At 37.7% G+C, this 25,098-nt stretch carries 22 protein-coding genes; 18 read left to right on the forward strand and 4 right to left on the reverse strand.

The features are described from left to right. Positions 1-54 precede the first annotated feature (54 nt). The 6 genes from dut to BN2628_RS12740 all read left to right on the forward strand — a co-directional run bounded on the left by dut (position 55) and on the right by BN2628_RS12740 (position 6,805). Positions 55-495 (forward strand): dUTP diphosphatase, encoded by a 441-nt coding sequence (gene dut, locus BN2628_RS12715; protein ID WP_021929610.1) that lies wholly within the window; start codon positions 55-57, stop codon positions 493-495. Positions 496-639: 144 nt separating this feature from the next. Beyond that, on the forward strand, positions 640-2,301 hold the full coding sequence (locus tag BN2628_RS12720) for a tetratricopeptide repeat protein (protein ID WP_044225153.1): 1,662 nt from the start codon (positions 640-642) through the stop codon (positions 2,299-2,301). Further along, positions 2,298-3,107 (forward strand): lipoprotein insertase outer membrane protein LolB1, encoded by an 810-nt coding sequence (locus BN2628_RS12725; protein WP_044224684.1) that lies wholly within the window; start codon positions 2,298-2,300, stop codon positions 3,105-3,107. The genes BN2628_RS12720 and BN2628_RS12725 overlap by 4 nt, the downstream gene beginning before the upstream one ends. Then, the gene (locus tag BN2628_RS12730; RefSeq protein ID WP_055097584.1) at positions 3,104-4,405 is read left to right on the forward strand and encodes a murein hydrolase activator EnvC family protein; all 1,302 of its coding nucleotides are present in this window, start codon (positions 3,104-3,106) and stop codon (positions 4,403-4,405) included. The genes BN2628_RS12725 and BN2628_RS12730 overlap by 4 nt, the downstream gene beginning before the upstream one ends. Before the next feature lie 5 nt (positions 4,406-4,410). Continuing rightward, positions 4,411-5,343: a GNAT family N-acetyltransferase gene (locus BN2628_RS12735; RefSeq protein WP_074024179.1), complete on the forward strand. Its 933-nt coding sequence runs from the start codon at positions 4,411-4,413 to the stop codon at positions 5,341-5,343. 7 nt (positions 5,344-5,350) lie between these two features. Continuing rightward, positions 5,351-6,805 (forward strand): O-antigen translocase, encoded by a 1,455-nt coding sequence (locus tag BN2628_RS12740; protein ID WP_044224677.1) that lies wholly within the window; start codon positions 5,351-5,353, stop codon positions 6,803-6,805. A gap of 20 nt (positions 6,806-6,825) precedes the next feature. Here the strand turns inward: BN2628_RS12740 and BN2628_RS12745 are convergent, their stop codons facing one another. Continuing rightward, positions 6,826-7,926 carry a glycosyltransferase gene (locus tag BN2628_RS12745; protein WP_044225150.1) on the reverse strand — a complete coding sequence of 367 codons (1,101 nt, stop codon included), beginning with the start codon at positions 7,924-7,926 and terminating at the stop codon, positions 6,826-6,828. Positions 7,927-8,112: 186 nt separating this feature from the next. On the opposite strand from BN2628_RS12745, the gene BN2628_RS12750 reads away from it, so the two are divergent. The 3 genes from BN2628_RS12750 to BN2628_RS12760 are packed head-to-tail and all read left to right on the forward strand — an operon-like array spanning position 8,113 to position 11,495. Then, entirely contained in the window at positions 8,113-9,213 is a 1,101-nt protein-coding gene (locus BN2628_RS12750; protein ID WP_082002200.1) for a glycosyltransferase family 4 protein, read from the forward strand. Positions 9,214-9,254: 41 nt separating this feature from the next. Continuing rightward, on the forward strand, positions 9,255-10,547 hold the full coding sequence (locus BN2628_RS12755; RefSeq protein ID WP_044224671.1) for a phenylacetate--CoA ligase family protein: 1,293 nt from the start codon (positions 9,255-9,257) through the stop codon (positions 10,545-10,547). 6 nt (positions 10,548-10,553) lie between these two features. Next, a complete protein-coding gene (locus BN2628_RS12760; RefSeq protein WP_044224669.1) occupies positions 10,554-11,495 on the forward strand; it encodes a glycosyltransferase family A protein in 942 nt (313 codons plus the stop codon). Between the two features lie 58 nt (positions 11,496-11,553). Here the strand turns inward: BN2628_RS12760 and BN2628_RS12765 are convergent, their stop codons facing one another. After that, on the reverse strand, positions 11,554-12,618 hold the full coding sequence (locus tag BN2628_RS12765; RefSeq protein ID WP_044224667.1) for a M20 family metallo-hydrolase: 1,065 nt from the start codon (positions 12,616-12,618) through the stop codon (positions 11,554-11,556). Between the two features lie 133 nt (positions 12,619-12,751). On the opposite strand from BN2628_RS12765, the gene BN2628_RS12770 reads away from it, so the two are divergent. The 4 genes from BN2628_RS12770 to argB all read left to right on the forward strand — a co-directional run bounded on the left by BN2628_RS12770 (position 12,752) and on the right by argB (position 17,661). Beyond that, positions 12,752-13,651 (forward strand): helix-turn-helix transcriptional regulator, encoded by a 900-nt coding sequence (locus BN2628_RS12770; protein ID WP_044224663.1) that lies wholly within the window; start codon positions 12,752-12,754, stop codon positions 13,649-13,651. Positions 13,652-13,819: 168 nt separating this feature from the next. Further along, positions 13,820-15,625 carry an AMP-dependent synthetase/ligase gene (locus tag BN2628_RS12775; RefSeq protein WP_055097590.1) on the forward strand — a complete coding sequence of 602 codons (1,806 nt, stop codon included), beginning with the start codon at positions 13,820-13,822 and terminating at the stop codon, positions 15,623-15,625. Between the two features lie 138 nt (positions 15,626-15,763). Next, positions 15,764-16,880 (forward strand): peptide chain release factor 2 gene (prfB, locus tag BN2628_RS12780; RefSeq protein WP_154668473.1). Its coding sequence is split into 2 segments (ribosomal slippage): positions 15,764-15,826 and positions 15,828-16,880, totalling 1,116 coding nucleotides; the frame shifts between segments, so codons are not numbered across the junction. A 13-nt stretch (positions 16,881-16,893) separates the two neighbouring features. Beyond that, the gene (argB, locus tag BN2628_RS12785) at positions 16,894-17,661 is read left to right on the forward strand and encodes an acetylglutamate kinase (protein WP_044224657.1); all 768 of its coding nucleotides are present in this window, start codon (positions 16,894-16,896) and stop codon (positions 17,659-17,661) included. A 72-nt stretch (positions 17,662-17,733) separates the two neighbouring features. Here argB and BN2628_RS12790 read toward each other — a convergent pair whose 3' ends face one another. Beyond that, positions 17,734-18,801 carry a DUF4831 family protein gene (locus tag BN2628_RS12790; RefSeq protein WP_044224654.1) on the reverse strand — a complete coding sequence of 356 codons (1,068 nt, stop codon included), beginning with the start codon at positions 18,799-18,801 and terminating at the stop codon, positions 17,734-17,736. Between the two features lie 14 nt (positions 18,802-18,815). Further along, the gene (locus BN2628_RS12795; RefSeq protein ID WP_044224651.1) at positions 18,816-20,339 is read right to left on the reverse strand and encodes a bifunctional ADP-dependent NAD(P)H-hydrate dehydratase/NAD(P)H-hydrate epimerase; all 1,524 of its coding nucleotides are present in this window, start codon (positions 20,337-20,339) and stop codon (positions 18,816-18,818) included. Positions 20,340-20,461: 122 nt separating this feature from the next. Here BN2628_RS12795 and BN2628_RS12800 point away from each other — a divergent pair, with 122 nt between their 5' ends. The 5 genes from BN2628_RS12800 to pgeF all read left to right on the forward strand — a co-directional run bounded on the left by BN2628_RS12800 (position 20,462) and on the right by pgeF (position 25,086). After that, on the forward strand, positions 20,462-21,781 hold the full coding sequence (locus BN2628_RS12800) for a peptide MFS transporter (RefSeq protein ID WP_044224648.1): 1,320 nt from the start codon (positions 20,462-20,464) through the stop codon (positions 21,779-21,781). Between the two features lie 100 nt (positions 21,782-21,881). Beyond that, positions 21,882-22,418, forward strand: a complete 537-nt coding sequence (gene hpt, locus BN2628_RS12805; protein ID WP_044224645.1) for a hypoxanthine phosphoribosyltransferase — start codon at positions 21,882-21,884, stop codon at positions 22,416-22,418. 19 nt (positions 22,419-22,437) lie between these two features. Beyond that, a complete protein-coding gene (locus tag BN2628_RS12810) occupies positions 22,438-23,010 on the forward strand; it encodes an adenylate kinase (RefSeq protein WP_044224642.1) in 573 nt (190 codons plus the stop codon). A gap of 145 nt (positions 23,011-23,155) precedes the next feature. Then, a complete protein-coding gene (gene obgE, locus BN2628_RS12815) occupies positions 23,156-24,271 on the forward strand; it encodes a GTPase ObgE (RefSeq protein WP_044224639.1) in 1,116 nt (371 codons plus the stop codon). Further along, positions 24,268-25,086 carry a peptidoglycan editing factor PgeF gene (gene pgeF / locus BN2628_RS12820; RefSeq protein ID WP_044224636.1) on the forward strand — a complete coding sequence of 273 codons (819 nt, stop codon included), beginning with the start codon at positions 24,268-24,270 and terminating at the stop codon, positions 25,084-25,086. Before obgE ends, pgeF begins: the two co-directional genes overlap by 4 nt. The last annotated feature ends 12 nt before the right edge of the window (positions 25,087-25,098 follow it).

Here is a 25,098-nt window from a genome sequence, read left to right on the forward strand (position 1 = left end):
TTACTTTCGCAGATAAAAATAGATTTTTTGTAAGAAAGTTAAATGAATATATAAATGGATGTAAAAGTAAAAATTGTAAATAAATCGAAGCATGATTTACCGACATATGGAACTCCCCACTCAGCAGGAATGGACATTCGGGCCAATCTGGATACCCCGGTTGTTTTAAAGCCGATGCAGAGGGCTTTAATTCCGACGGGCTTATTTATCGAACTTCCGATTGGCTATGAAGCCCAAATACGTCCGAGAAGCGGATTGGCATTGAAAAAAGGGATTTCTATATTGAACTCTCCGGGAACAATTGATGCCGATTATCGGGGAGAGATTGGCATTATTGTAATCAACATGTCAGAGGAGGATTTTATTATCAATGATGGAGAACGTATCTGCCAGATGGTTGTAAAAGAGTATTGTCGAGTAGAGTGGAACGAGGTATCTTCATTAGATGAGACGGAACGGGGGAAAGGGGGCTTTGGACATACCGGTGTATGCTGAGAGCTCGTTTTCCGACAGTATTTTATTTGTTAATAATAGAAAGAATTCGGGTTTATGTATAATAAAGAGGCGATTCTGTATATATTTATTTTTATTTTTTTGTTGTCTTCTTGTGGAGTATCGAAAAAAATCCAAAGTCCCGATATGCTAAAAGAAGAAACTGATTATTTGTCTGCAAATGACCGACGTAAATTCGATTACTTTTATCTGGAAGGAACACGTTTGGCCCAAAAAGGAGAAATCGATGCGGCCTTTGATATGTTGAGGCAAGCTGCAGCAGTAGATACGATGAGTGCTTCGGTAAAATATGCTTTGGCATCGTATTATTTACAATTAAACAAGCCTCAGATTGCTTATGATATGATTAAGGATGCTGCCAGGATAGACAAAGATAATTATTGGTATGGCATGATGCTGGCTAATTTGGCTCAAAATCTTGGAGATAACGAACAAGCCGAGAAAGCTTATCAGGCATTAATAGCCAATAATCCACAAAAGCCTGAATTGAATTATATGTTGGCTGAAACTTATGCTCAAAAAGGAGAATATCAAAAAGCAATTGACTCTTATGAAAAAATGGAGCAGTCGATGGGGATTATGGAGCCGATTACTTTGCAAAAAGTAAAGCTTTACAAGGCGTTAAAGAACGATGAGAAGGCTTATGCCGAAGTGGAGAAACTCATCAAGGCTTATCCTCAGGAAATTGGTTATTTGATATTGTTAGGTGATATTTATCTGAACGATAATAAAGATGACAAAGCTTTGGAAATGTACGACAGAGCTGAAAAAATGGAGCCGGATAATGGATATCTATTGGTATCGAAAGCCAATTATTATAATAGGAAAGGTGATAAGGAAAAATATTTGGACGAGATACGTAAAGCTTTGTCGAATAAAAAAATCGATGTTGAGACTAAAGTTAAGATATTAACCGATTATCTTTCGGATCTTTTACAGAAAAAGGAAAATTTAGGTCAGGCTTATCAATTATTTTCCGAGTTGGTAGATATGCATCCTCAAGAAGAAAGTATATATAGCTTATATGCCGAATTTTTATTATCACAGAAAAAATATAAAGAAGCAGGAGAACAATTACAGGTTGCGGTCGATTTAGCTCCGAATAATAAGCAATATTGGTTGCAACTCATGGGAGTAAATATGCAATTAGGAGAGTTGGATGAAGTTATAACGGTGGGGGAAAAAGCTCTGACATACATCCCTGATGCAGCGGAAATATATATGTATATGGGATCAGGATATGCTATGCAGAAAGATTATGATAAAGCTATAGATATCTTGAAGAGAGGAATATCGCACTTAGATGAAAATAATAATGCCCTTGTGTCTGATTATTATGGACAGTTGGGTGATTCGTATTATTTGTCTGGAGATAAAGATAAGGCTTTTGAAGCTTTTGAGAATGCGTTGTTACATAATCCTAAGAACACTGGAGTTTTAAATAATTATAGTTATTTCCTGGCTCTTGATAAAAGAGATTTATCCAAAGCAGAACGGATGAGTGGTGATGTAATAAAAATAGAACCGGATAATCCTACATTCCTGGATACGTATGCATGGGTATTTTTCCAACAGGGAAATTATACTCTGGCCAAAATATATTTGCAGAATGCTTTGAACAAAGGCGGAGATAAAAGTGCTGATTTACTTGAGCATTATGGAGATGTATTATTTATGTTAGGAGAGGTCGACGAAGCTTTACAGTATTGGGAGAAAGCAAAAGATGCTGGGAGTGAGTCGGAAGTTCTTCCTCGGAAAATAAAGGATAAGAAATATTATGAAAAATGAGGTGTAAGTTATTTTTATATATCGCATTAGTCGCTTTATTATTTACCGGGTGTAAATCGTCAGAAAAAATATCAGAGTCTGTAAAAAATATATCGGGTGAAAAGGCTCATTTTTCGACATTGTTAAATAATTATCCGCCTTATGCTTCTTTTTCGGCAAAAGCGAATATTGCGATAGCTACACCGGGGGGAACCTTATCGTCGAAGGCTACTATCCGAATCATTAAAGACAAAGTCTTACAGATTTCTATACAACCACTGTTGGGTATAGAAATGGGACGTATACGTATTACGCCTGATAGTATATTTGCTGTTGATAAGATGAATAGAAGATATATTGCAGAACCTTTGGCTTCATATAAAGATCGGTTACCATTTGATATACGACTTGCATCGATACAAGCGTTGTTTCTCAATCGTCCGTTTTTATTAGAGCAAGATGATTTGTCGATGGAGGATTTTTCTCAATTTGCATATACTCGGGATAAATCGTTGTGGAAGTTATCTTCAAAGGCTGGGAGTGTCGTTTATGATTTTGTGACAGATGAAAGCTGCCGTATTCAAGAGGCATCGATGGGGGCTGGGAATTATAAAATGTTGTGGAAGTATTCTATGTTCAATAGGCAAAATGACGGTTGGTTCCCCTCACGTATATCTGTTCAAATGCAAGGAATGAGCAAAACGGTTCGTTTAGATATTAATTATAATACGCAGGAATGGAATATGTTACAGAATATTGATTTTAGTATCCCCGTTCAATATCGTAAGATGAATGTTTCTGATTTGATTAAAGCTTTATTAAAATGAGGCATAAGCTTTGTTACATATTATTTTTGTTTGCATTGTTGGTGACAGTTCCGGCTGTTGCACAGACGAAGCAGATAAAATCTCTGGAGAATCAGAGAAAAGAGGCGTTAAAATCGATTGAGGAAACTCGTAAGATGCTTTCTTCCACACAAAAGTCAGCGATGAGTTCTTTGAATCAGCTGAAGTTGTTGACAGCAGAGATAGAGACTCACCGCCAGGTCATCCGAATTCTGAATAAAGAAATAAATGAAATTAGCAAACAGCAGAGAGCTGTATCCGATACTATTTTTCGATTAGAAAAGTCTTTAGGACAGAAGAAAGAGAGCTATGCAAAGGCTATGCAAAGTATTTATCAGAAACAGTCCGGGTACCAGACCATGATGTTTGTTTTTTCTTCAAATTCGCTGAGCCAGTCTTACCGTCGCATTCGTTATTTACGTGAATATTCGTCTTGGAGAAAAAAAGAAGCAGAAGAGATAAAAGAACAACAGGCTGTTCTTCAGAAAAAGAAAGAAAACTTGAACAAGACCAAAAAAGCCAAGACTGCACTGTTGAATGAGAGGACACAAGCTGCAAAAGATTTGCAGGTGAAGGAAACTTCCCAAAAGAATGTTGTAGCTGATTTAAAGAAAAAAGAAAAATCTTTGAAAACCGAGCTTGCTAAACAGAGAAAACAGGCAGACGCTTTGAATAGAAAGATAGAGCAGTTGATAGCAGAAGAGGCTCGTAAAGCAGCAGAAGAAGCGAGGAGAGCCGCGGAAGAGGCCCGTAAAAAGGCGGGAGATAAAACCGGAAAATCAAATAAAGGAGAAGCTTCGGAAGAACGTCGTTCCCAAACTCAGGGTGGTTATGCAATGACTAAGGCAGAAAGAGAGCTATCGGGTAGTTTTGAGAAAAATAAAGGGAAGTTGCCATTTCCATTATCAGGACGTTATATGATTGTTGGTCATTTTGGACAACAACAACATCAAGAACTGAAATATGTCAAGATAAACAATAATGGAATAGATTTACAAACAACTCCTGGGACTTCGGCCAGAGCTGTGTTTGACGGTGTTGTAACCAAAGTGTTTGTCATGCCGGGATATAATAGCTCAGTGATTGTGCGCCATGGTAATTATTTAACTATATATTCGAATTTGAGCGAAGTTTATGTGAAACCAGGGCAAAAGCTTTCTATACGGCAACCTATCGGGAAAATATATTCCGATCCGGAAGAAGGAAACCGCACGGTATTGCATTTCCAATTATGGAAAGAGACGACTAAGTTGAATCCGGAACCATGGCTTGATAAATAAGAATTATGGAGATAGTCAGATATAACCCTGTATATTCTGCTGAGTGGGATGATTTTGTTGGAAAATCGAAAAACGGGACATTTCTGTTTATGCGTCATTATATGGATTATCATGCCGACCGTTTTGCCGATCATTCCCTGATGTTTTATCAGGAGGGAAAACTTGTAGCCCTGTTACCTGCGAATGAAGCGGATTCCGTTTTGTATTCGCATCAAGGGCTTACATATGGGGGCTTTATATTAAGTGTTCACAATTCGGCGGTTCAGGTGTTGGCTTTAATGGATATTTTGCTACAATACCTGAGAGAGCATGATTTTGTTCGTTTGGTTTATAAATGTATACCACATATTTATCATCGTTATCCGGCCGAAGAGGATTTGTATGCCCTGTTCCGCAAAGAAGCTCGATTGATGGTTCGGAATTTGGCCACTGTTGTTCCGACGAAAAAAATGATGAAATCAAGTCGGTTGAAGAGGGCGAAAAAAAGAGCAGAGAAAGAGTCATTGCGAGTTGAGGAGTGCGGTGATGCTGCAATATTCTGGAAAATTATAGAAGATGACCGATGGGAACAGCATGGTGTTAAGCCGTTACATACTAAAGAGGAGATGAATCTGTTGCATGGTTACTTTCCTGAAAATATCCGTTTCTTTTTGGTAAAAGATGCTTTTGAAAATATATTTGCCGGAAGTGTAATATACGATAGCAATATAGTAACTCATTTGCAATATGCAGCAGCAACGCGTGAAGGTAAAGATATTTATGCGACCGATGTATTATATTATGAATTAATAAATAGTTTGTTTCCTGAAAACGAATATTTCGATTTCGGCACGTCAAATGAAAACGCCGGTTGGTATTTGAACGTTGGCATGTCGGCTCACAAAGAAGAATTCGGTGGACGCGGTATTGCTTATGATATTTATGAGATAAATATTTAAATTCCTTATGTTCAAAGATGTATCTACATATCGGCGCATCGTAAAATCGACAGGTCTGTTTGGTGGCGTACAGCTTGTAAATATTCTTTGTTCTATAATTAAAACAAAATTAGTGGCTGTTTGGCTGGGAGCTGAAGGTATCGGAATTATGAGCCTTTATACTTTAGCGACAGAGACTGTTTCTCAAATAACAGGGTTAGGAATTAGACAAAGTGGAGTCCGGGATGTATCCGTCGCTTCGAAATCTGGAGACCATATACAGTTCGAGTCCGTTAAATTAGTTGTTCGGCGCTGGTCTGGTTTTGCCGGATTATTGGGAGCTGTTGTAACATTGATTCTGGCTCCATATTTGAGTCTGTGGACATTTGGCGACAGTCAACATATTTGGGGATTTGTATTTTTATCATGTACGTTACTGATAAATGCCCTTGTGGCAGGAGAACAGGCGATAATTCAGGGAAGCGGTCAGTTACGCATCTTAGCGAAAAGTGGAGTCGCAGCAGCTGTTGTTTCTTTGATTTTGTCTTTACCTCTTTTTTATTATTTCAGAATCGGCGGGATTGTTCCTTCGTTGATTATCGCATCCGTTTTGACATTGTTGTTTTTATTTTATTATAATAGAAAGTCGGTAAAATCTTCAATACAAGTACGTCAGAGTTGGAAAGATACAAAAATTTACGGTCGTAAAATGGTTCTTTTAGGTATATATATGACTGTCAGTGGATTTGTCGTTACTTTATTCAATTATTTATTTATTGCCTGGATGAATGCAAGGGGTGGAATGGCTGATGTCGGATATTATCAGGCTGGATATAATTTGATGAACCGATATTTTGGATTGATATTTACTGCGATGGGAATGGAGTTTTACCCTCGGTTGGCAGCTGTGTGCGATGACAAGCCTGAGGTATCAAGACATGTTTCGCAGCAGGCGGAGATATCTATGTTTATTTTGGTTCCGACGATAGGACTTCTTTTATTGTTTAAAGATTTAGTAATCCGAATACTATATACGGGAGATTTTCAAATTGTAGAAGGTTATCTTTTATGGTCTGTTCCCGGAGTTTTGTTCAAAGCAGTATCTTGGTCGATGGGTTTTATTTTATTGGCTAAGGGAAAAGGCCCTTTATTTTTGGTGACAGAAATTGTTTCTGCTGTGATGAATTTGGCATTGAATTTTATCGGTTATAAGTATATGGGCCTTCAAGGAATAGGCATTGCTTATACATTGGGTTTTATCTTGTATATGTTGTTCATTGGAATTATTTGTTTTCGTATGTTTGGTTTACGTATGAGCAAATCCTTTTATATTGTATTTTTGATTAGCTGTTTATTTTCATTGGGCACTTTTGGGTGTATAAAGTATGAATATCAGTCTTTAGCATACATATTGGTTGGTGGTAGTACCTTATATAGTCTTTGGATGTTGAAAAGACGGTTGGCATTAGGATTACATAAATAAAAGATGTATGGGTGTGTATTTTAGTGACTTTCCCAAAAGTCAAGATATTGTTGGGCTACGCGTATGTGATCATGATGTTTAATGACAAAACGTCTGCTGTTTTGAGCCATTAGGGGTATTCCTGCTCTATTTAAAATTAGGTTTTCGAGTTTTTTGAATATATCATTTCTGTCGGGAAGGACATTTATGATAGGCTTCAAGTCATGTTCTCCTATAAAGTCGTAATATTCGGGTTCTGCACCACTGACCGCAATTATTCCTTTGGCCATGGCTCCTAAAGCATTGGTTGCCGGAGTGTAAGAATAGAGCTGGTCGATTAAAACGTCAGATTCATACATTATTTGGTTGTATTGTTGTAAAGGTACAGATACAACTTTTTTTATTTGACATTCTTTAGGGTATTTCTCTTTTACTTCTTGGAGAACTTCGTATAAGATGTCGGTTCCCTTGTCGGCAGCTCTGTTATGCTGTATTCCGATAAAAAAATTTACTTGCTCGAAATTTGATTTTATTGATTTAGGTTTATGATTACTGATATTTATAGGTATGGGAATGTATGCAAGTTTTTCTTTGTATATATTTTCGTAGGGGACGTAATATTCGTATAGACAAGCAATTATACCATTTGAATTTTCTGCGATTTCTATATTTAAGTCTTTTAATGGTGACGATAACCAGTTGTCCATTACTTTTTTTCTATCTCCTACTATTTCCGATTCTTTGTTTGGATAAAAATCAGAATATCGGAAAAAGTTTTTGTTTTTACATAATAATGCATAATAATAATCCGTAGCTAATGCGTCGAGGAATAATTTCTGATTGTTTGCTTTTAGAAATTTGTAAATCAATTTATTTTTTTGGGGTTTTAAATCAAGAAAGATAGGATTCTTGATTTGGACAATATCGTAATTGGTAAAGTGAGGAAGATACCTTAAAATATTTCCTATATATTTGATAGAATCAAATACGTTATGACTGTTTCTAATGAGGGATATGTCGCGTTGGTTGTTCATCCAGTTGCTCCCGTTAGATGCAACGGTAACATCATGGCCGAGAGCTCTAAGCCCTTCAGCAAGAGTCCAGTGCAAGTTGCTTGCCTCTCCTAATAATAGTATTTTCATAATATAAGTCGATATATTCTGTCTAAGAGCCCGTTTGAATTTTCCGATAGAATAATTTTCAAAGCAGTCTCGAACAAAATTTAAATGAACTCTTAGATATGACAAAGATAATATTTTATTAATCCAATTTTGTTTTCGTCAATAAATTGTATATTTGGAAATAATTGATAACATCCCAGAAGAAAAATGAAATTGCTTTTTTGTATTCCGTTAATGTGCGGTGGTGGTGCAGAACGTGTAATGGCTCTATTATGTAATGGTCTATCTGCTCGTGGCCATGAAGTAGTTTTAGCTACGGATACAAAGCAGGAGAGTTTTTATTCTTTGGATAAAAAAATTAGGCTTGTTTCTTTGTATCCGGATTTGGCACCTGGAGGAAATATTTTTAGAAAAATATATTACAATCTGTTTTTATTATACCCTAAAATACGAACAGTAATCAAAAAAGAGAAGCCGGATGTAATTATATCATTCCTATATATACTTAATCCTAAAGTTATATTAGCCAGTAGATTTTTAAATATCCCGGTAGTATCTTGTGAGCATACCAATTTTATTAATAATCGTACTTGGTTAAAAACGATTCGGCGAGTTTATATCAATAAGTTGGCTGATAAAGTAACCGTATTGACTCAAAGGGATTTTGATTTGCTCAAGGGTAAATTGAATAATATGGAGATAATGCCTAATCCTATTTCTTTTCCGGTTTGTAATATTTTTAATGTGTTCCGAAAAAAAGTAGTTTTAGCAGTGGGTAATTTAAATGCGTATGAAGGGAAAGGATTTTTGGGCCTGATTAAGGCTTGGAGCTCTATTGCTTCGAAAAATAAGGATTGGACCTTATGTATTGCCGGTAGAGGGAGTGAAAAAAGTATGTATATATTAAGGAACTTGATTGAAGAGTGTAAATTGGAGTCTCAAGTAAAGTTGCTGGGGGAGATAAAGGATATAGAATTGTTATACCGTACATCTACGATATTTGTTTTATCTTCTAAAAATGAAGGATTGCCCATGGTCTTGATGGAAGCCATGTCCCAAGGCTGTGCTTGTGTCAGTTTTGATATATCGACTGGACCGAGAGAGATTATAGATGACGGAGTGGATGGTATATTGGTAAAGGAGAATGATTTTGGAGAATTAATGGAAAAAATTGAGTGGTTGATATCAGATGAAGAAATGTGCAGGAAGCTTGGAGAGAAGGCGATGTTGAGTATGAACAGGTATTCATTACCTGTAATTCTCGATAAATGGGAGTCTTTGTTATCTGGGGTTAGAAACGAAAATTAGTTTTCTCGGGAAAATGAAGAATAGAGAAAAATGTGACATTTATGATTCATAAAATACTTTATAAATGTTTTGAACGTTATAAGAATCCTTCATTGGATTCTTATTACAAGTTTCTTTTAGAATCGGACTTCTGGAGTTTGGAGAAGTTGGAAGAATATCAATTTTTGAAATGCCGGGATTTTTTGAGTTTCGCATACACTTATTCAGATTATTATAGAGACCTATTTGATGAATGTAGGTTTTCTCCGGCATCGATGACTTCATTACAGGATTTAAAGAATATTCCTGTTTTGGAGAAATCGACATTACTTAGATTAAATGGAAAAATACAGTCAAAGTATCCATTTAAAAAATTGTTTTTATCAGAAACTTCGGGGTCTACGGGACAACCAATGAGGTTTTACCGCAATGAGGAGTGGGTATCACAGCACCGCGCATCAATTTTTAGGGGACATTCTTGGTATGGCCTTGAACGATGGGATAGGAATGGCCTTTTTTGGGGATATAATTTAGCCCGAAATAAGAGATGGAAAATACGGATACTTGATTATTTTCAAAATAGTTATCGTTTTTTTTCATATAAAGAAGAAGATTTGCTCCATTTTATTCGACATTTAGGTAAAGCGTCTTATTTGCAAGGGTATTCGTCAATGATATATGAAGTTGCCAAAATGGTGAATCGTGGGGAGATAAAAAAGGATTTCTCTTTGAAGATGGTAAAGGGCACGTCTGAAAAAATTTATGATAGTTATAAATCTGAGGTTAATACAGCTTTCGGACAAAAACTGATAAGTGAATATGGTGCCGCAGAGGCAGGGATAATTGCGTTTGAATGTCCTTGTGGGAGTATGCATATCAATATGGAAAGTGTTATTGTTGAAGAAGAAAATGGTGAGATTATCGTTACGAATTTGTTGTCAAAATCATTTCCTATTATTCGGTATAAATTAGGCGATTCCGTTATATTAGCAGACACAAAGTATAAATGTCCATGTGGCAGACAACACCCTGTATTATTAGACGTTGTAGGGCGTGTCGGGTCGGTTATTTATGGACGGGAGCATAAATATCCGAGTTTGACATTATATTATGTATTTAAAAATTTACTTTTAAAGTTTAATATATGCCTTAATTATCAGGGAGTTCAGTATCAAAAAGGAAGTCTGGAGCTTCGTTTGGAGCAGTCCGATACAGGTTATGAACTTGTACTAAGAGATGAGTTGAAAAAGTATTTTGCAGATGATTTGGATATAAGAATTTTGTATTCTCAGAGCATTCACACTTATAAGGGCAAGTTGAGAGATTTTGTATCGAAGGTAAATATAAAAGAATAATATAGAGTGGAAGAAATAATCACAATAGTAGTTCCTGTATATAATCGGGAAGTTCTTTTAGAACGAACATTACACTCGATTGTAGAACAAACTTACCGGCCTTTGCGTCTTATTTTGGTAGATAATAACTCCAAAGACCACTCTTTGACTATATGTTACCAGTTTCAAGCAAAGCATAGTAGAGAAGATTTTCGTATCGATGTGTTACAAGAGTTGAAGCCCGGGGCCAATGCCGCTCGAAATAGAGGGCTGAAAGAAGTTGTTTCGGATTGGGTAATGTTTTTTGATTCAGATGATGAATTGGTACCGGGTGCTATATCACGGATTGTACGTACGATTTCGAGATATCCTCAGGCAGAGATAATAGGATTTACAGCAAAACGGTATTTGCCAAATGGTCGAAAAGCGAATAAACGTCGTTGCTTTACAGCAAAGGTTGAAGACCAGGTGATTTATAGTATGATAAGTACACAGTGTTTTATTGTGCGTACAGAGTTGTTGCGTTTGTTAGGGGGATGGAATGAGGATTTAATGGCATGGCAAGATTGGAATATGGGGATACGTATTTTGATGCAGACACGGAGAATTGTTTGGATAAAGAGACCTGTATTGGTGAAAATACATGAACATGCAAAAAGTATTACGGGGGCCAATTTTGTCTCGAATAGAGAGGTACATTTTCATACTATGGAAATAACAGAAAAATATGTTGACGAGTCATCATTGAAAAATAAAAAACGGGTGATTCATTATATTCATTTGAAAATGTTGTATTTGGCAGGAATGTACAAGTATGAAAAAAATAAAGCATTAGCTTTGAATGCTTGGAATATATTTTTGCAGAAAGAGTCTCCCTCATTCCTTAAAAAGGGAATGTATTATTTCTTTTACCGTTATATAGGATTCGGAGGTCCGGGAGGAGGGACACTGTTACGGTGGCTGTTTTAGAATTAAACAGTTTCAAAAGAAACTCTCAGAGCAGACCGGGCAAAATTTAAACAAGCCTTTAGATAATATTCAAATTATCGAGAAGTTTTATATATAATTCGATGCCTTCTCTTATTTCATTTGTTTCTATATATTCATCTGCCGTGTGAGACCTGGACGAATCTCCAGGACCTATTTTTACTGAGGTGAAAGGCATCAGAGCCTGGTCTGATAATGTTGGGGAGCCGAAGGGGATGAGCCCGAGAATTTCTGCTCGAAGGATGAAGGGGTGTTCTTTCCCGATACGGGACGAATTTAATCTGAGCGAACGGGGAACTATTTCACATGGAATATTTTCTTTTAATATAGTAAGAGCATCTTGGTTGCTATATAATTCGTTTGTTCTCACGTCGACGACAAAATTACACCGGTCAGGGATTACATTATGTTGAGTTCCTGATTGTATCATAGTCACGCTAAGTTTTACAGGACCTAATATATCCGAGTTTTTAGGAAATTTGAAATCCCGGAATTTTTCGATGATTTTCAGTGATTTATAAATTGCATTATCTCCTTCATTACGGGCGGCATGTCCTGACTTCCCATATACAGAACAGTCTAATACCATAAGTCCCTTTTCTGCTATTGCAGGGTTCATTTGAGTCGGTTCTCCGACAACTGCAAAGTGAATGGGAGGCAGTTCTGTTAATACAGATTCTATCCCGTTTTTCCCGGAAATTTCTTCTTCTGAAGAAGCGAGGAATATTAAGTTATAAGGTTGCTCTTTCTTTGAAAGATATAAAAATACATGTAATAAAGATACTAAACTTGCTCCGGCATCATTACTGCCTAATCCGTAAATCCGTCCATTTTCTTCTACAGCCGAGAAGGGATTCCGTTTCCAGGCCGAAACAGGTTTTACTGTATCGATATGGGAGTTAAGCAATATGGTAGGTTTATGGACATCATATCCGGGAGCAATGCACCAAATATTATTATTTTTCCGATTGGCATGTAATCCTTTTTCTATAATAAAATTTTCAACTTTATTGGCTGCTTCATTTTCTTCGCGGCTTAAAGACGGTATTTCTATTAAGGTCTTTAGTAAGTCTATTGCTGAGTAATATAATTCGTCTGTATTCATATGTATATCGTACTTCCGATGCAAAAATAAGGATTATAATGATACGAAAGCTTGCCGATTGCCGAAAATAATGTAGTGAGGTATAGTATAACTTTAGTGTAAATATTTATTTTTGGAATAAAATTGAATAAAGGTGGCAAAAGACTTGTTTAATCGTTATATATGGCTGATCGATACAATTTATCGAAATGGTCGGTTGACAATGAAAGAGATTAATGAAAAGTGGATGAAGACAGACTTTTCTATGGGAGAGCCTTTACCTCTTCGAACTTTTCATAATCATCGGATTGCCATTCAAGAGATGTTCGATATAAATATAGGATGTGACAGAAGCACCTATGAGTATTATATAGAAGATGTTGAATCTCTTTTGGGCGGGAGTGTACGCAATTGGCTTATAAATACTTTCTCTGTAAATAATATATTGAATGAGAGCCATAAATTGCAAAGTCGTATTTTATTTGAAAATATACCGTCGGGGCAAAAGTTTCTTACCCCTGTATTGGAAGCCATGCGGGAAAATGTGGTACTTAAAATGACTTACAAAGGATATGCTCGTAAAGAACCGCATGTATTTGATGTACAACCGTATTTTATAAAAATATTCAGACAGCGATGGTATATGGCCGGATTTTCATTGGAGAAAAAGCAAATACGTATATACGCGTTGGACCGAATTGTGGCATTGGAAGAAACTTCAGATAAATTTGAGTATCCGAAAGATTTTGATGCGGAAGATTATATGTCTGGATGTTTCGGTATCATACGGGATGATGACATACCGATACAGCATATATTATTAAAAGTTACGGGAGGACAGGAAAATTATTTTAGAGCTTTGCCTCTTCATCATTCACAGGAAGAAGTTGAGACTACCGAAGAGTATGGGGTTTTTAGTTATTATCTTGCCCCTACATTTGATTTTTATCAGGAGATTTTGTCTCATGGAAATTTTGTTGAGCTTCTTTCTCCTGAGACGGTAAGAAATGAGATGAAACAGATTACACAGCAGATGTCTGTATTATATGAGTGAACCGAAAAGGGTTTTCGTTGGTTATAATTATAGCAATGTGAAAAATTTTGAGGGGTATGATATGGGAGTGAAGAAGTATAAAAGAGTTGATAAGGATTTAAAACTTCTTAAAATGGAATTCATGTTGTTTTAATGATTACCTTTGTCCCCGAATTTCATTTAAATTCTATGGTAATAAAAAACTTTTCAAATCTAATCCGTCGCCAAGCTGAGAAGTATGGCAATCGCGAAGTTTTTCGTCACAAGGATTATAAGACAAATCAATGGGTTTCTACTTCTTGGAATAAATTTTCTCAACAAGTTGATACAATAGCAAAAGCACTGGCAGAACTGGAAGTAAAAGAACAGGAGAATTTGGCTACTTATACACAAAATAAACCTGAGGGTCTAATTATTGATTTTGCAGCTTATGCCAATAGAGCCGTTATTGTGCCATTATATGCAACGAGCTCATTGTCCCAGATAGAATATATCATAAATGAAGCGGAGATTCGCTTCTTATTTGTTGGAGAGCAATTCCAGTATGATAATGCTTATGAGGCGCAGAAAGTGTGTCCCACATTGGAAAAGTTGATTGTTCTTGATTCAGATGTAAAGTTGGCAAAAGATGACAAAACATCTGTTTATTTTTCTGACTTATATAAGTTGGGTGAAAAGTCAGATAAAGCGGCATTGGTAGAGGCTCGTACATGTGCTGCAAAGGATGAGGATTTGGCAAATATTATTTATACCTCAGGTACTACAGGAGTGCCTAAGGGAGTTATGTTGGCTCATTCCAATTACAATGAAGCCATGCGTATACATATAGAGCGTTTGACGATGATTTCAGATAAAGATGTATCTATGTGTTTTCTCCCGTTGACACATGTATTTGAGAGAGCTTGGACTTATTTTTGTCTTGAAATGGGAATTCGAATTGCTATAAATTTAAAGCCCAATGAGATACAAGATACTATAAAGGAAGTGAGCCCGACTATAATGTGTAGTGTTCCACGTTTTTGGGAAAAAGTGTATACTGCTGTTCAGGAAAAAATATCTTCAGCTAAGGGGATACAATGCGTTTTGATGAACAAGGCTTTGAAGGTAGGACGTCACCGTAACTTGGACTATGCCCGTTTAGGAAAGAAAGCACCATTTGGCCTGGAATTGCAATATCGTTTTTTCGATAAAGTGGTTTTTAGCCGTTTGCGGAAGGCAATAGGTATCCCTAACGGCAACATCTTCCCTACTGCCGGAGCACCTCTTTCAGATACTATCAATGAGTTTCTGCATACGTGTGGGATAAATATTGTCTATGGATATGGCCTTACAGAAACTACTGCGACAGTATCTTGCTTTAATTCGGTAGGATATGAAATTGGTTCTGTTGGAGAGACAATGCCTTCTGTCCAAGTTAGAGTCGGGAAGGACAATGAAATATTGGTAAAAGGAGCTACAGTGATGAAAGGCTATTATAAAAAGCCCGAAGAAACGGCTCAGGTTTTTACAGAAGATGGATGGTTCAGAACGGGAGATGCGGGTCGATTGACTGATAATGGAGCATTGGTCCTGACGGAACGTATAAAAGACTTGTTTAAAACCTCGAACGGAAAGTACATCGCTCCTCAGGCAATCGAAACTAAATTAGGTGAAGATAAATACATTGATCAGGTAGCTGTTATTGGAGACCAGCGTAAATATGTTACGGCAATTATTATTCCGGCATATGAAGCCCTCAAAGAGTATGCAGCACAGAAGCAAATACAATATAGAAATTTGGAGGATTTGGTTAAAAATCAAAATATCCATAAGCTGATACAGGAGCGAATCAATATGTTGCAACAAAATTTTGCCCGATTTGAGCAAATCAAGAAATTTACGTTGTTGCCTCATGCTTTTAGTATGGAAACTGGTGAGTTGACAAACACATTAAAGATTCGTCGTCCCATTATTAACCAGCTCTATCGCGCTGAAATAGAAGCGATGTACGTATAATATTTTTTAAGATAAAAAGTCCGCAATTTTTACTTTATGAGGTTTGAGCATGATAAAAACCTTGAATGAGGTAAAGGTTGCGGACTGTTTTTTTATTATCTTCGCGACGGATTAAAAAAATAAGAAATAAATAATATTATGATTACTACCGAACAATTAAAGGAGCTTGAAGAACGCAAGTTGGCGTTGAGGAGGTATCTTTGACATCGATGCGAAGTTGATACAAGTGGAAGAAGAGGAATTGCGCACACATGTCCCTGATTTTTGGAATGACCAGAAAAAAGCAGAGGCACAGATGCGTAAAGTAAAAGAATTGAAGTTTTGGATTGAGGGATATAATGAAGCAGAGAAGTCGGTGGAGGAGTTGACCTTGGCATTTGATTTCGTCAAGGAAGATGTCATTACCGAAGAAGAGCTTGACCAGATTTATGCTACTACCAAAGAGATTATTGAGAATTTGGAGCTGCGCAATATGCTGCGCAGAGAAGAAGATAAATTAGGTGCAGTGCTGAAGATAAACTCTGGAGCTGGGGGTACGGAAAGCCAGGATTGGGCGTCTATGCTGATGCGTATGTATATCCGTTGGGCAGAAGATCATAAATATAAAGTGACGGTAACCAACCTGCTTGAAGGTGATGAAGCCGGAATAAAAAGTGCAACCATACAGATTGAAGGTGATTATGCCTATGGTTATTTGAAGTCAGAGAATGGAGTGCATCGCCTGGTACGTGTCTCTCCGTTTAATGCACAAGGTAAGCGGATGACTTCGTTTACATCTGTTTTTGTTGTGCCTTTAGTAGATGATTCTATTGAAATACATGTAAATCCGGCAGATATAACTTGGGATACTTTCCGTTCGGGAGGTGCCGGTGGACAAAATGTAAATAAAGTAGAGACCGGAGTACGGTTACGTTATAATTATAAAGATCCGGATACCGGTGAAACTCGGGAAATATTGATTGAGAATACAGAGACCCGTTCTCAATTAGATAATCGGGAAAATGCTATGCGTTTGTTGAAATCTCAATTGTATGAAATGGAGCTACGCAAGCGTATGGAAGAACAACAGAAGGTTGAAGCCGGAAAGAAAAAAATCGAATGGGGCTCTCAGATACGGAGTTATGTTTTTGATGATCGCCGGGTGAAAGACCATCGTACCAATTATCAAACGTCAAATGTGCAAGGTGTTATGGATGGAGATATTGATGGTTTCATAAAAGCATATTTGATGGAATTCGGGGGAGAACAGTCTTAATAATGGATATTCGATGGAAAAGTTGACGATAGTAAAAGTCGGAGGAAAGATTGTAGAGGAATCGGAATCTTTGCAGATTCTGCTCAATGATTTTTCCCATATCCAGGGTTATAAATTGCTGGTACATGGTGGTGGCCGGTCGGCAACACGAATCGCCTCCCAGCTGGGCATTGAAAGTAAGATGGTAAACGGCAGGCGTATAACTGATGCAGAAATGCTGAAAGTGGTTACTATGGTGTATGGAGGTTTGGTAAACAAGAATATTGTTGCCGGATTGCAAGCTTTGTCTGTTGATGCATTAGGTATGACCGGTGCCGATATGAATATATTACGTTCGGAAAAACGTCTGGTGAAAGATGTAGACTATGGTTTCGTGGGAGATGTGAAAGAAGCCGGAGGAGAAGCGTTATCTGAACTTATTCGGGCAGGAGTAGTCCCGGTATTGGCTCCGCTGACTCATGACGGTAAAGGAAATCTTCTGAATACGAATGCTGACACTATCGCAGGAGAAGCAGCCAAAGCTTTAGCCCGGTATTTCGATGTTACGTTGATGTATTGTTTTGAGAAAAAAGGTGTATTGAGAGACGAAAATGATGATGACAGCGTAATCCCGGAAATCGATGAGACTTTATTTAAGGAATATGTTGCCGATGGTATTATCCAAGGTGGGATGATTCCGAAACTTGAAAATGCTTTTGCTGCTATTAGGGCAGGAGTTAAAGAGGTGATTATTACCCAAGCTACGGAAATTAGTTCTGGAATAGGCACTCGGATACGGTAAATGTATATCATTTTATACCAGCCCTCAAAAAGACATAAAATTAATACCTTTTTGAGGACTGGTATTTTTGTTTTATTGGCCTATTTCGTGGATGGCTCCAGTCTGGGGATAGAATGTCACATGGGCAGGAGCTTTTTTGTTGTCGAACAAGTTGGGATCCAATCCATAAACAATACCGAATTGAGCGACTTGAAATGAATTTTTAAATACCGGCTTACCCTTATAAGTTATTTCGACAGCGGCTTTGCCCGGTATGCAATAGGCTACACCATTTTTTGGCATTTCCTTTATGTTGCCTTTCGCATCGACGGGGTATTCTCCTTTTTCGGTTATTTTTAAATTCATGTATACAGGTGCTCCACTTAAATTATTTTTATCTACAATTCCGATTAGGTCAGAAATTCTGAAAATAATTTCATTAGCTGTTTCATCAGTAGGAGTCCATGTAAAATGTTTTACAACTTGTTCTGTCTTGGTTGTCCCCATAAACATGGCCATTAGAGTACTTTCTTGTTCATCGAGTTGTTGCATCATGAGCTTGAGTGCAGCGCCATCTGCCGGCTTCTGGTCCGATTCTCCAGTTGACAGGTCCAGACGGCTTTCTCGGATGCGATAGATTTGCTTGGCTGCAACTTCGGCCATTTTGGCTGTGGAACCGGACATAAGCATTTCTTCGGTTAATACAGAAGCGTAATTGTTGTTTTCTAATGGTGAGGGAGTTTTTGCCGGAGTCAATGTTTTCGCTTTTATGCTTTCTGTAATTGGTTCTGTATTGATGGACAGTAAAAGTCCATCTTTGTTTAGATACATAAATGGTGCCGAGCCGGATTTGAATTTTACTAAATATTCTTGTCCTTTGTCCGGAATGCCATGGGATGTAACATTGACTTTGTCGAGATTCCAAAATACTTTATCCTCCGTAATTGATACGGGTACTCCTAAGTATTTTTCAGCATATTTATAATATGGCCCGGCTTTTTGTGTCGTTTTGGTAGCCGTCACTTCAATGTCGAAGACGGTTTGGGGTAGGGAGTATAGAAGACCATATTCATTATGCTTTCCAGCTGTAAATTTTGTAGTTTCTTGAGCGTAACTACAAACCGAAAATAAAATGCAAAGAGATAATATACTTTTTCTCATAATTGAAATATTTATTATTCGAAGTAATTTTTTAAGTGTTTATACGCTTTACCTAAATGATTAATGATATCTCCTGCTGTAATGTACTCCTGACTTTGTTCTTCTGCAGCGATATCTCCTGCCAGCCCATGGATAAAAACTCCTATGACAGCTGCTTCGTGTGGTAAGTATCCTTGAGATAACAATCCCGAGAGAATTCCGGTCAAGACATCTCCACTGCCGGCAGTAGCCATTCCCGGATTTCCTGTACTGTTGAAATATACTTTTTCTTTGGGAGTCACTATCGCAGTATTTGCACCTTTCAGAATGATAATCAGACGATAGCGCTTTGCCATTTCTGTTGCCTTTTTTAGCCTTTCGAGCATGTTGTCATGTTGCCCGAATAAACGGTCAAATTCCCTGATATGTGGAGTCAGTATACTATTTGCCGGGAGCTGTGATAACCAGTTGGGGTGTGTAGCCGCCATATTGATAGCATCTGCATCTAAGACGACGGGGTGTCTCATTTGTCCGAAAAGAGCTTCTATGGCCCTTGCAGTTTCTTCGTTGCGTCCGATACCCGGGCCTATCCCAAAGGTTGTATAATGTTTTTGAATGTTTATTTCCGTAATATGGGTCTGGCTGGTATCGGAAAGAAACATAGCTTCCGGAACAGCAGACTGTAAAACAGCATATCCACATTGGGCGGAGTGCACACTGACCAGTCCGGCTCCTGTATGTAAGGCCGCTTTAGTTGCCAGAACGGCAGCACCCATCATTCCTTTGCTCCCGGCTATGATAAGGGTGTGTCCGAAGTTGTTTTTATGGGCAAATTTCGGACGCTTTTTTATTAATGGTGCTATTTCATCTGTTTCAAGATAATAAAAATTAGCGGGAGTTGCTTCTATAATTTCTGGATGGATGTCAATATCTATAACTTTCCATTCTCCTACATACTCTGCGTTTTCAGGCAGCATGAATGCTAATTTTGGATACTGAAAAGTAAGAGTAAGAGTAGCTCGTATTATATTCCTACTATAATTTTCTGAATTATCTTCTCCGAATAATCCGGAAGGTAAGTCTATAGATACGACTTGAGCTTTAGAAGAGTTTATATATTGTACGACAGAGGCGAATCCTCCTGTTAAAGAAGTTCTTAGTCCTGAGCCGAATAGTCCGTCGATAACTAATGTCTGTGTGTCGAGTCTGGGGGGGAGGAAATCCCCTTTTATAACCTCAGTAAGGTGTATGCCTTCTATATCTTTTAAACGATCTTTATTTTTGGAACAGTCGGGTGACAGCTTTTGGAACGGGTTGAACAAGTAAGTTTCTAATTTGTACCCTTCTTCAATGAGCATACGGGCTACAGCAAGAGCATCGCCTCCATTGTTCCCTGGTCCTGCAAAGACAACAACACGAGTGTTACGTTGCCATCGGGACATAATCTCAAAAGTCACAGATGAGGCGGCACGTTCCATCAAGTCTATAGAACTTACAGGCTCATGCTCAATGGTATATTCATCGAGCTTTTTAGTTTCATTTGTAAAGAAAATTTTCATTTTAAGTTGACATTTGAGTATAAAATCATATTTATTGCAAAAATAAATTATTGCAATGGTAGCAAAAATTAGATGTTTTGTCTAATTTTACGCCCGAAAATCAAACAAATATAACTATTTTTATGAGTAGTACCACAATGAAACATCCAAAAGGATTATACCTTTTGTTTTTTACAGAAATGTGGGAGCGTTTTAGCTACTATGGCATGAGGGCCATGCTGATTTTATATCTTACAAAATCGGCACTTGAAGGTGGCCTGGGCTTCGATGTGCGTCAGGCCAGCCTTATATATGGTTTCTTTACTGGTTTTGTTTATTTTACGCCATTGATTGGTGGGTGGTTGGCCGATAATTATTTAGGGCAAAGAAAATCGATTACAATAGGAGGATTGACGATGATGCTGGGACAATTTTGCTTAGCAACAAAAGCCGATCCGTTATTTCTTACGATAGGTCTGCTGCTGCTCATTGTGGGAAATGGGTTCTTTAAGCCTAATATTGCAGTTCTTGTAGGAGATTTGTATCCATTGACGGATAGTCGAAAAGATTCGGCATTTACAATATTTTATATGGGAGTGAATATCGGTGCCCTTATAGCACCATTGGTGACTGGATATCTCGCTGTGACGTATGGTTATCGTTGGGGATTTTTTACTGCTGGAGCAGGAATGCTGTTGGGACAGGTATTCTATAATGCATTATCGAATCGATTGCTTGGGCAAATAGGGAAAAAACCGGTGATAAGGAAGGATGAAAATGGAAAAGGCGAGAAGAAACCTTTGACGAAAGACGAAAAAGACCGTACTATGGTTATATTTATACTGGTTGCTTTCTGTACATTCTTTTGGGCAGGATTTGAACAGGCCGGTAGTTCAATGAGTCTTTATACTGAAAAATTTATAAACAGAGATATTTTAGGATATACGATTCCGACAGAATGGCTGCAATCTGTAAATCCTGTATTTATTATAACATTGGCTCCTGTGTTTTCTGTATTGTGGAATCTTTTGTCTCGCTATCATAAAGAACCGTCTATTCCTGTAAAAATGGGTTGCGGGATGATTCTGCTTGGATTGGGATTTGTACTTATGGTCGGTGCGGCTTTAGAGAGAGAAAACTGTATATCTGCCGATGCTAAGGCAAACCTTCTGTGGCTCATAGGTGCATATTTATTGCATACTATGGGTGAGTTATGTTTATCTCCGATTGGATTATCGATGGTATCTAAATTATCTCCTGTGCGGTTGGTATCTTTTATGATGGGAGTATGGTTTTTAAGTAGTTTTTTGGCAAATATTGCCGGAGGGGTAATAGCATCTTTCTTCTCTCAATTGGGAGCTCTGAGCATTTTTGCTTCTATAGCGGTCGTATCGGTATTGCTCGGAATTATATTATTGTCGATGAGCAGTTGGCTTTCTATTAAGATGCGTGGTATAAAGTAATTTTAGATAGGAGAATACTATAAAAATCTCTACATCTTTTTGCATTATTTCAAAATATTGTACCTTTGCGCATCAAAAATAATCATCACATACTACGCCGATGAACACAATACAAATAAAAGACAAGAAATTTGTCCCTTATATCGATCGGAAGAAGATTCAGGAGGCTATACAGAAAGTTGCTGCGCGCATTAATGAAGATTTAGTGGGACAGAACCCGCTGTTTATATGTGTGTTGAACGGAGCGTTTGTTTTTGCAGCAGACCTTTTCCGGGAAATAACGATTGATAGTGAGATAACTTTTATGAGAATGAAATCTTATTCAGGAACTCAATCGACTGGTCGTGTGAAAGAAATTCAAGGATTGGGAGAAGATATAACCGGGCGTACAGTTGTCGTTGTGGAAGATATTGTTGATACAGGATATACGATACAGCATATAAAGGAACAGCTTAGAGCCAAAAATCCCAAAGATATACGGGTTGCTTCTCTTCTGTTCAAGCCTGAAGCATTGAAGTGTGATGTTAAGGTAGATTATGTAGCATTAGAGATACCCAATGCGTTTATTGTTGGTTATGGTCTTGATTATGACGAACAGGGACGTAATCTGAAAGATATTTATGTGATATCAGAATAATAAAAATTGTAGAATAGAGATGTTGAACATTGTAATTTTCGGAGCTCCGGGCTCAGGTAAAGGAACACAAAGTGAAAAAATCATTGAGAAATACGGATTATTCCATATCTCAACGGGTGATGTATTACGGGCCGAGATGAAAAATGGCACAGAATTAGGTAAAATTGCCGAAGGATATATCTCCAAAGGCCAATTGGTTCCCGATGATTTGATTGTTGATATGTTGGCGAAAGTCCTTGATATGAATGAGGAAGCTAAACAAGGGGTGATATTTGACGGTTTTCCTCGGACAATTCCACAGGCGGAAGCTTTGAAAAAAATGTTGGCAGAGAGAAATACCGAAGTTTCAGCGGTTATCGGTCTTGAGGTAGAAGAAAAAGAACTTATCGACCGCTTACTGAAACGTGGCCAAATATCGGGACGTTCGGATGATAACTTAGAGACGATAAAGAGCCGTTTGGATGTATATCATAACCAAACTACGCCACTGAAAGATTTTTATATCAAAGAAAAAAAATATAAAAAGATACACGGCATGGGATCAGTAGATTCTATTTTCGATTCTATTGCTAAAGAGATAGACAACTTGTAATTAAAGGGACTGATACGAAAGGGGGCAGGATAAGACTTGGCAAAAGCCTTATCCTGTCCTCTTTACTTTTTTATAACAAAGACTGTAAATCTGAAATCGGATAAAAATCGTATATTTGCACCCTTAAAGCATTAAATAAAATTTTATGGCGGGCTCAAATTTCGTTGATTATGTAAAGATTCATTGCCGTTCAGGAAAAGGAGGGGCAGGTTCGATGCATTTGCATCGGGAGAAATTTATAACTAAAGGTGGTCCGGACGGTGGAGACGGCGGACGGGGCGGTCATATAATTTTACGTGCTAACCGGAACTATTGGACATTATTGCATTTAAAGTTTTCGCGTCATATATTTGCCGGACATGGGGGACATGGTGGAGCCAGCAGAAGTTTTGGAAAGGATGGTGAAGACCAGATTATAGAAGTGCCGTGCGGGACTGTTGTATTTGATGCCGATACCGGAGAATATTTGTGTGAAGTTACCGAGGATGGTCAAGAGTTGATTTTATTGAAAGGGGGGCGTGGAGGTTTAGGAAATTGGCATTTCAGGTCTGCTACGAACCAGACACCCCGATATGCTCAGCCGGGAGAACCTGCAGAAGAAAGGTCGGTAATAATGGAGTTGAAGTTGTTGGCCGACGTCGGATTAGTCGGATTTCCTAATGCAGGTAAATCTACGTTGCTATCGGTTGTTTCAGCAGCTAAACCTAAAATTGCAGATTATCCGTTTACTACATTGGAACCGAATCTTGGTATTGTTTCTTATCGGGACAATCGGTCATTTGTCATGGCTGATATTCCGGGTATTATTGAAGGTGCCAGTGAAGGCCGAGGACTTGGATTAAGATTTTTACGTCATATAGAACGGAATGCATTGCTCTTATTTATGGTTCCGGCCGATAGCAATGACATACGCTCGGAGTACGAAATTTTATTGAATGAAATAAAACAATTCAATCCTGAACTGTTAGATAAACAAAGAGTTCTTGCCATCACAAAGTGTGATATGTTGGATGAAGAATTGACTGCAGCTTTGAAAGAAGATTTGCCCGATATGCCTTGCATATTTATATCTTCAGTTACAGGACAAGGCATTCAGGAGTTGAAAGACTGCTTGTGGCAGGAATTGAATAAAGAAGAGAATAAAGTAACGACTATTACACATCGTAATCTGGATGTTAATCATCGTGTCAGGGAGGAAGATGAATTTGAATTGGATGAGGCAGATGAGAGTGATTATGAAGAATACGATTGGGAAGAATGATTTCTATTGAGCAGGAGGGACTGGAGTTATTGCAATTTGAGTCTACGTTTTTAGATAATGATGTTTTTAGTTTCGTTACAACACGGAATCAGGCAAAGATTGATAATCCTTATTCTTCTTTTAATTTAGGATTATATTCTGGGGGAGATAGAGATGAAGTATTGAGAAATCTTGAGCAATTGAGTAAGGTTATTGGCATATCTTCTGAAAATATCTTCCTTCCCCATCAAGCACATGGTGTAAAGATTGGTACTGTTGATGAAGATTTTATGTCTCTTGATACAGATTCGAAGGCGAAAGCGTTAAATGGCATTGATGCTTTGATAACTAATATACCTTTCGTCGTTATTGGGGTAACGACGGCCGACTGTGTCCCGGTATTATTATATGATACAAAAAATAAAGTTATAGCGGCTGTCCATGCAGGATGGAGAGGAACGGTAGGACATATTGTACGACAATGTGTAAAGCGTATGAGCTTGTTGTATAAAACGAGGACAGAAGATATTAAAGCCATGATTGGTCCATCTATTAGTCCCGGGTGTTTTGAAGTTGGAAATGAAGTTATTGACATATTCCGTTCTTCTGGCTACGATTTGTCTCAAATCAGTTTTTTTAACCGGGATTCGAATAAGTACCATATTGACTTATGGGAGGCTAATAGATTGGATTTGGCAAATGTAGGTGTTCCCCACTCACAGATAGAGATATCGCAACTTTGTACATATACATTATCCGATAAATTTTATTCGGCCCGTCGGTTATCTGTATCTTCTGGACGTTTTGTAACAGGGATTTATCTGTCGGAGCAGTAAAACCATTTCTGG

This window comes from Gabonia massiliensis, from assembly GCF_001403595.1.
Taxonomy (GTDB): Bacteria; Bacteroidota; Bacteroidia; order Bacteroidales; family Coprobacteraceae; genus Coprobacter; species Coprobacter secundus.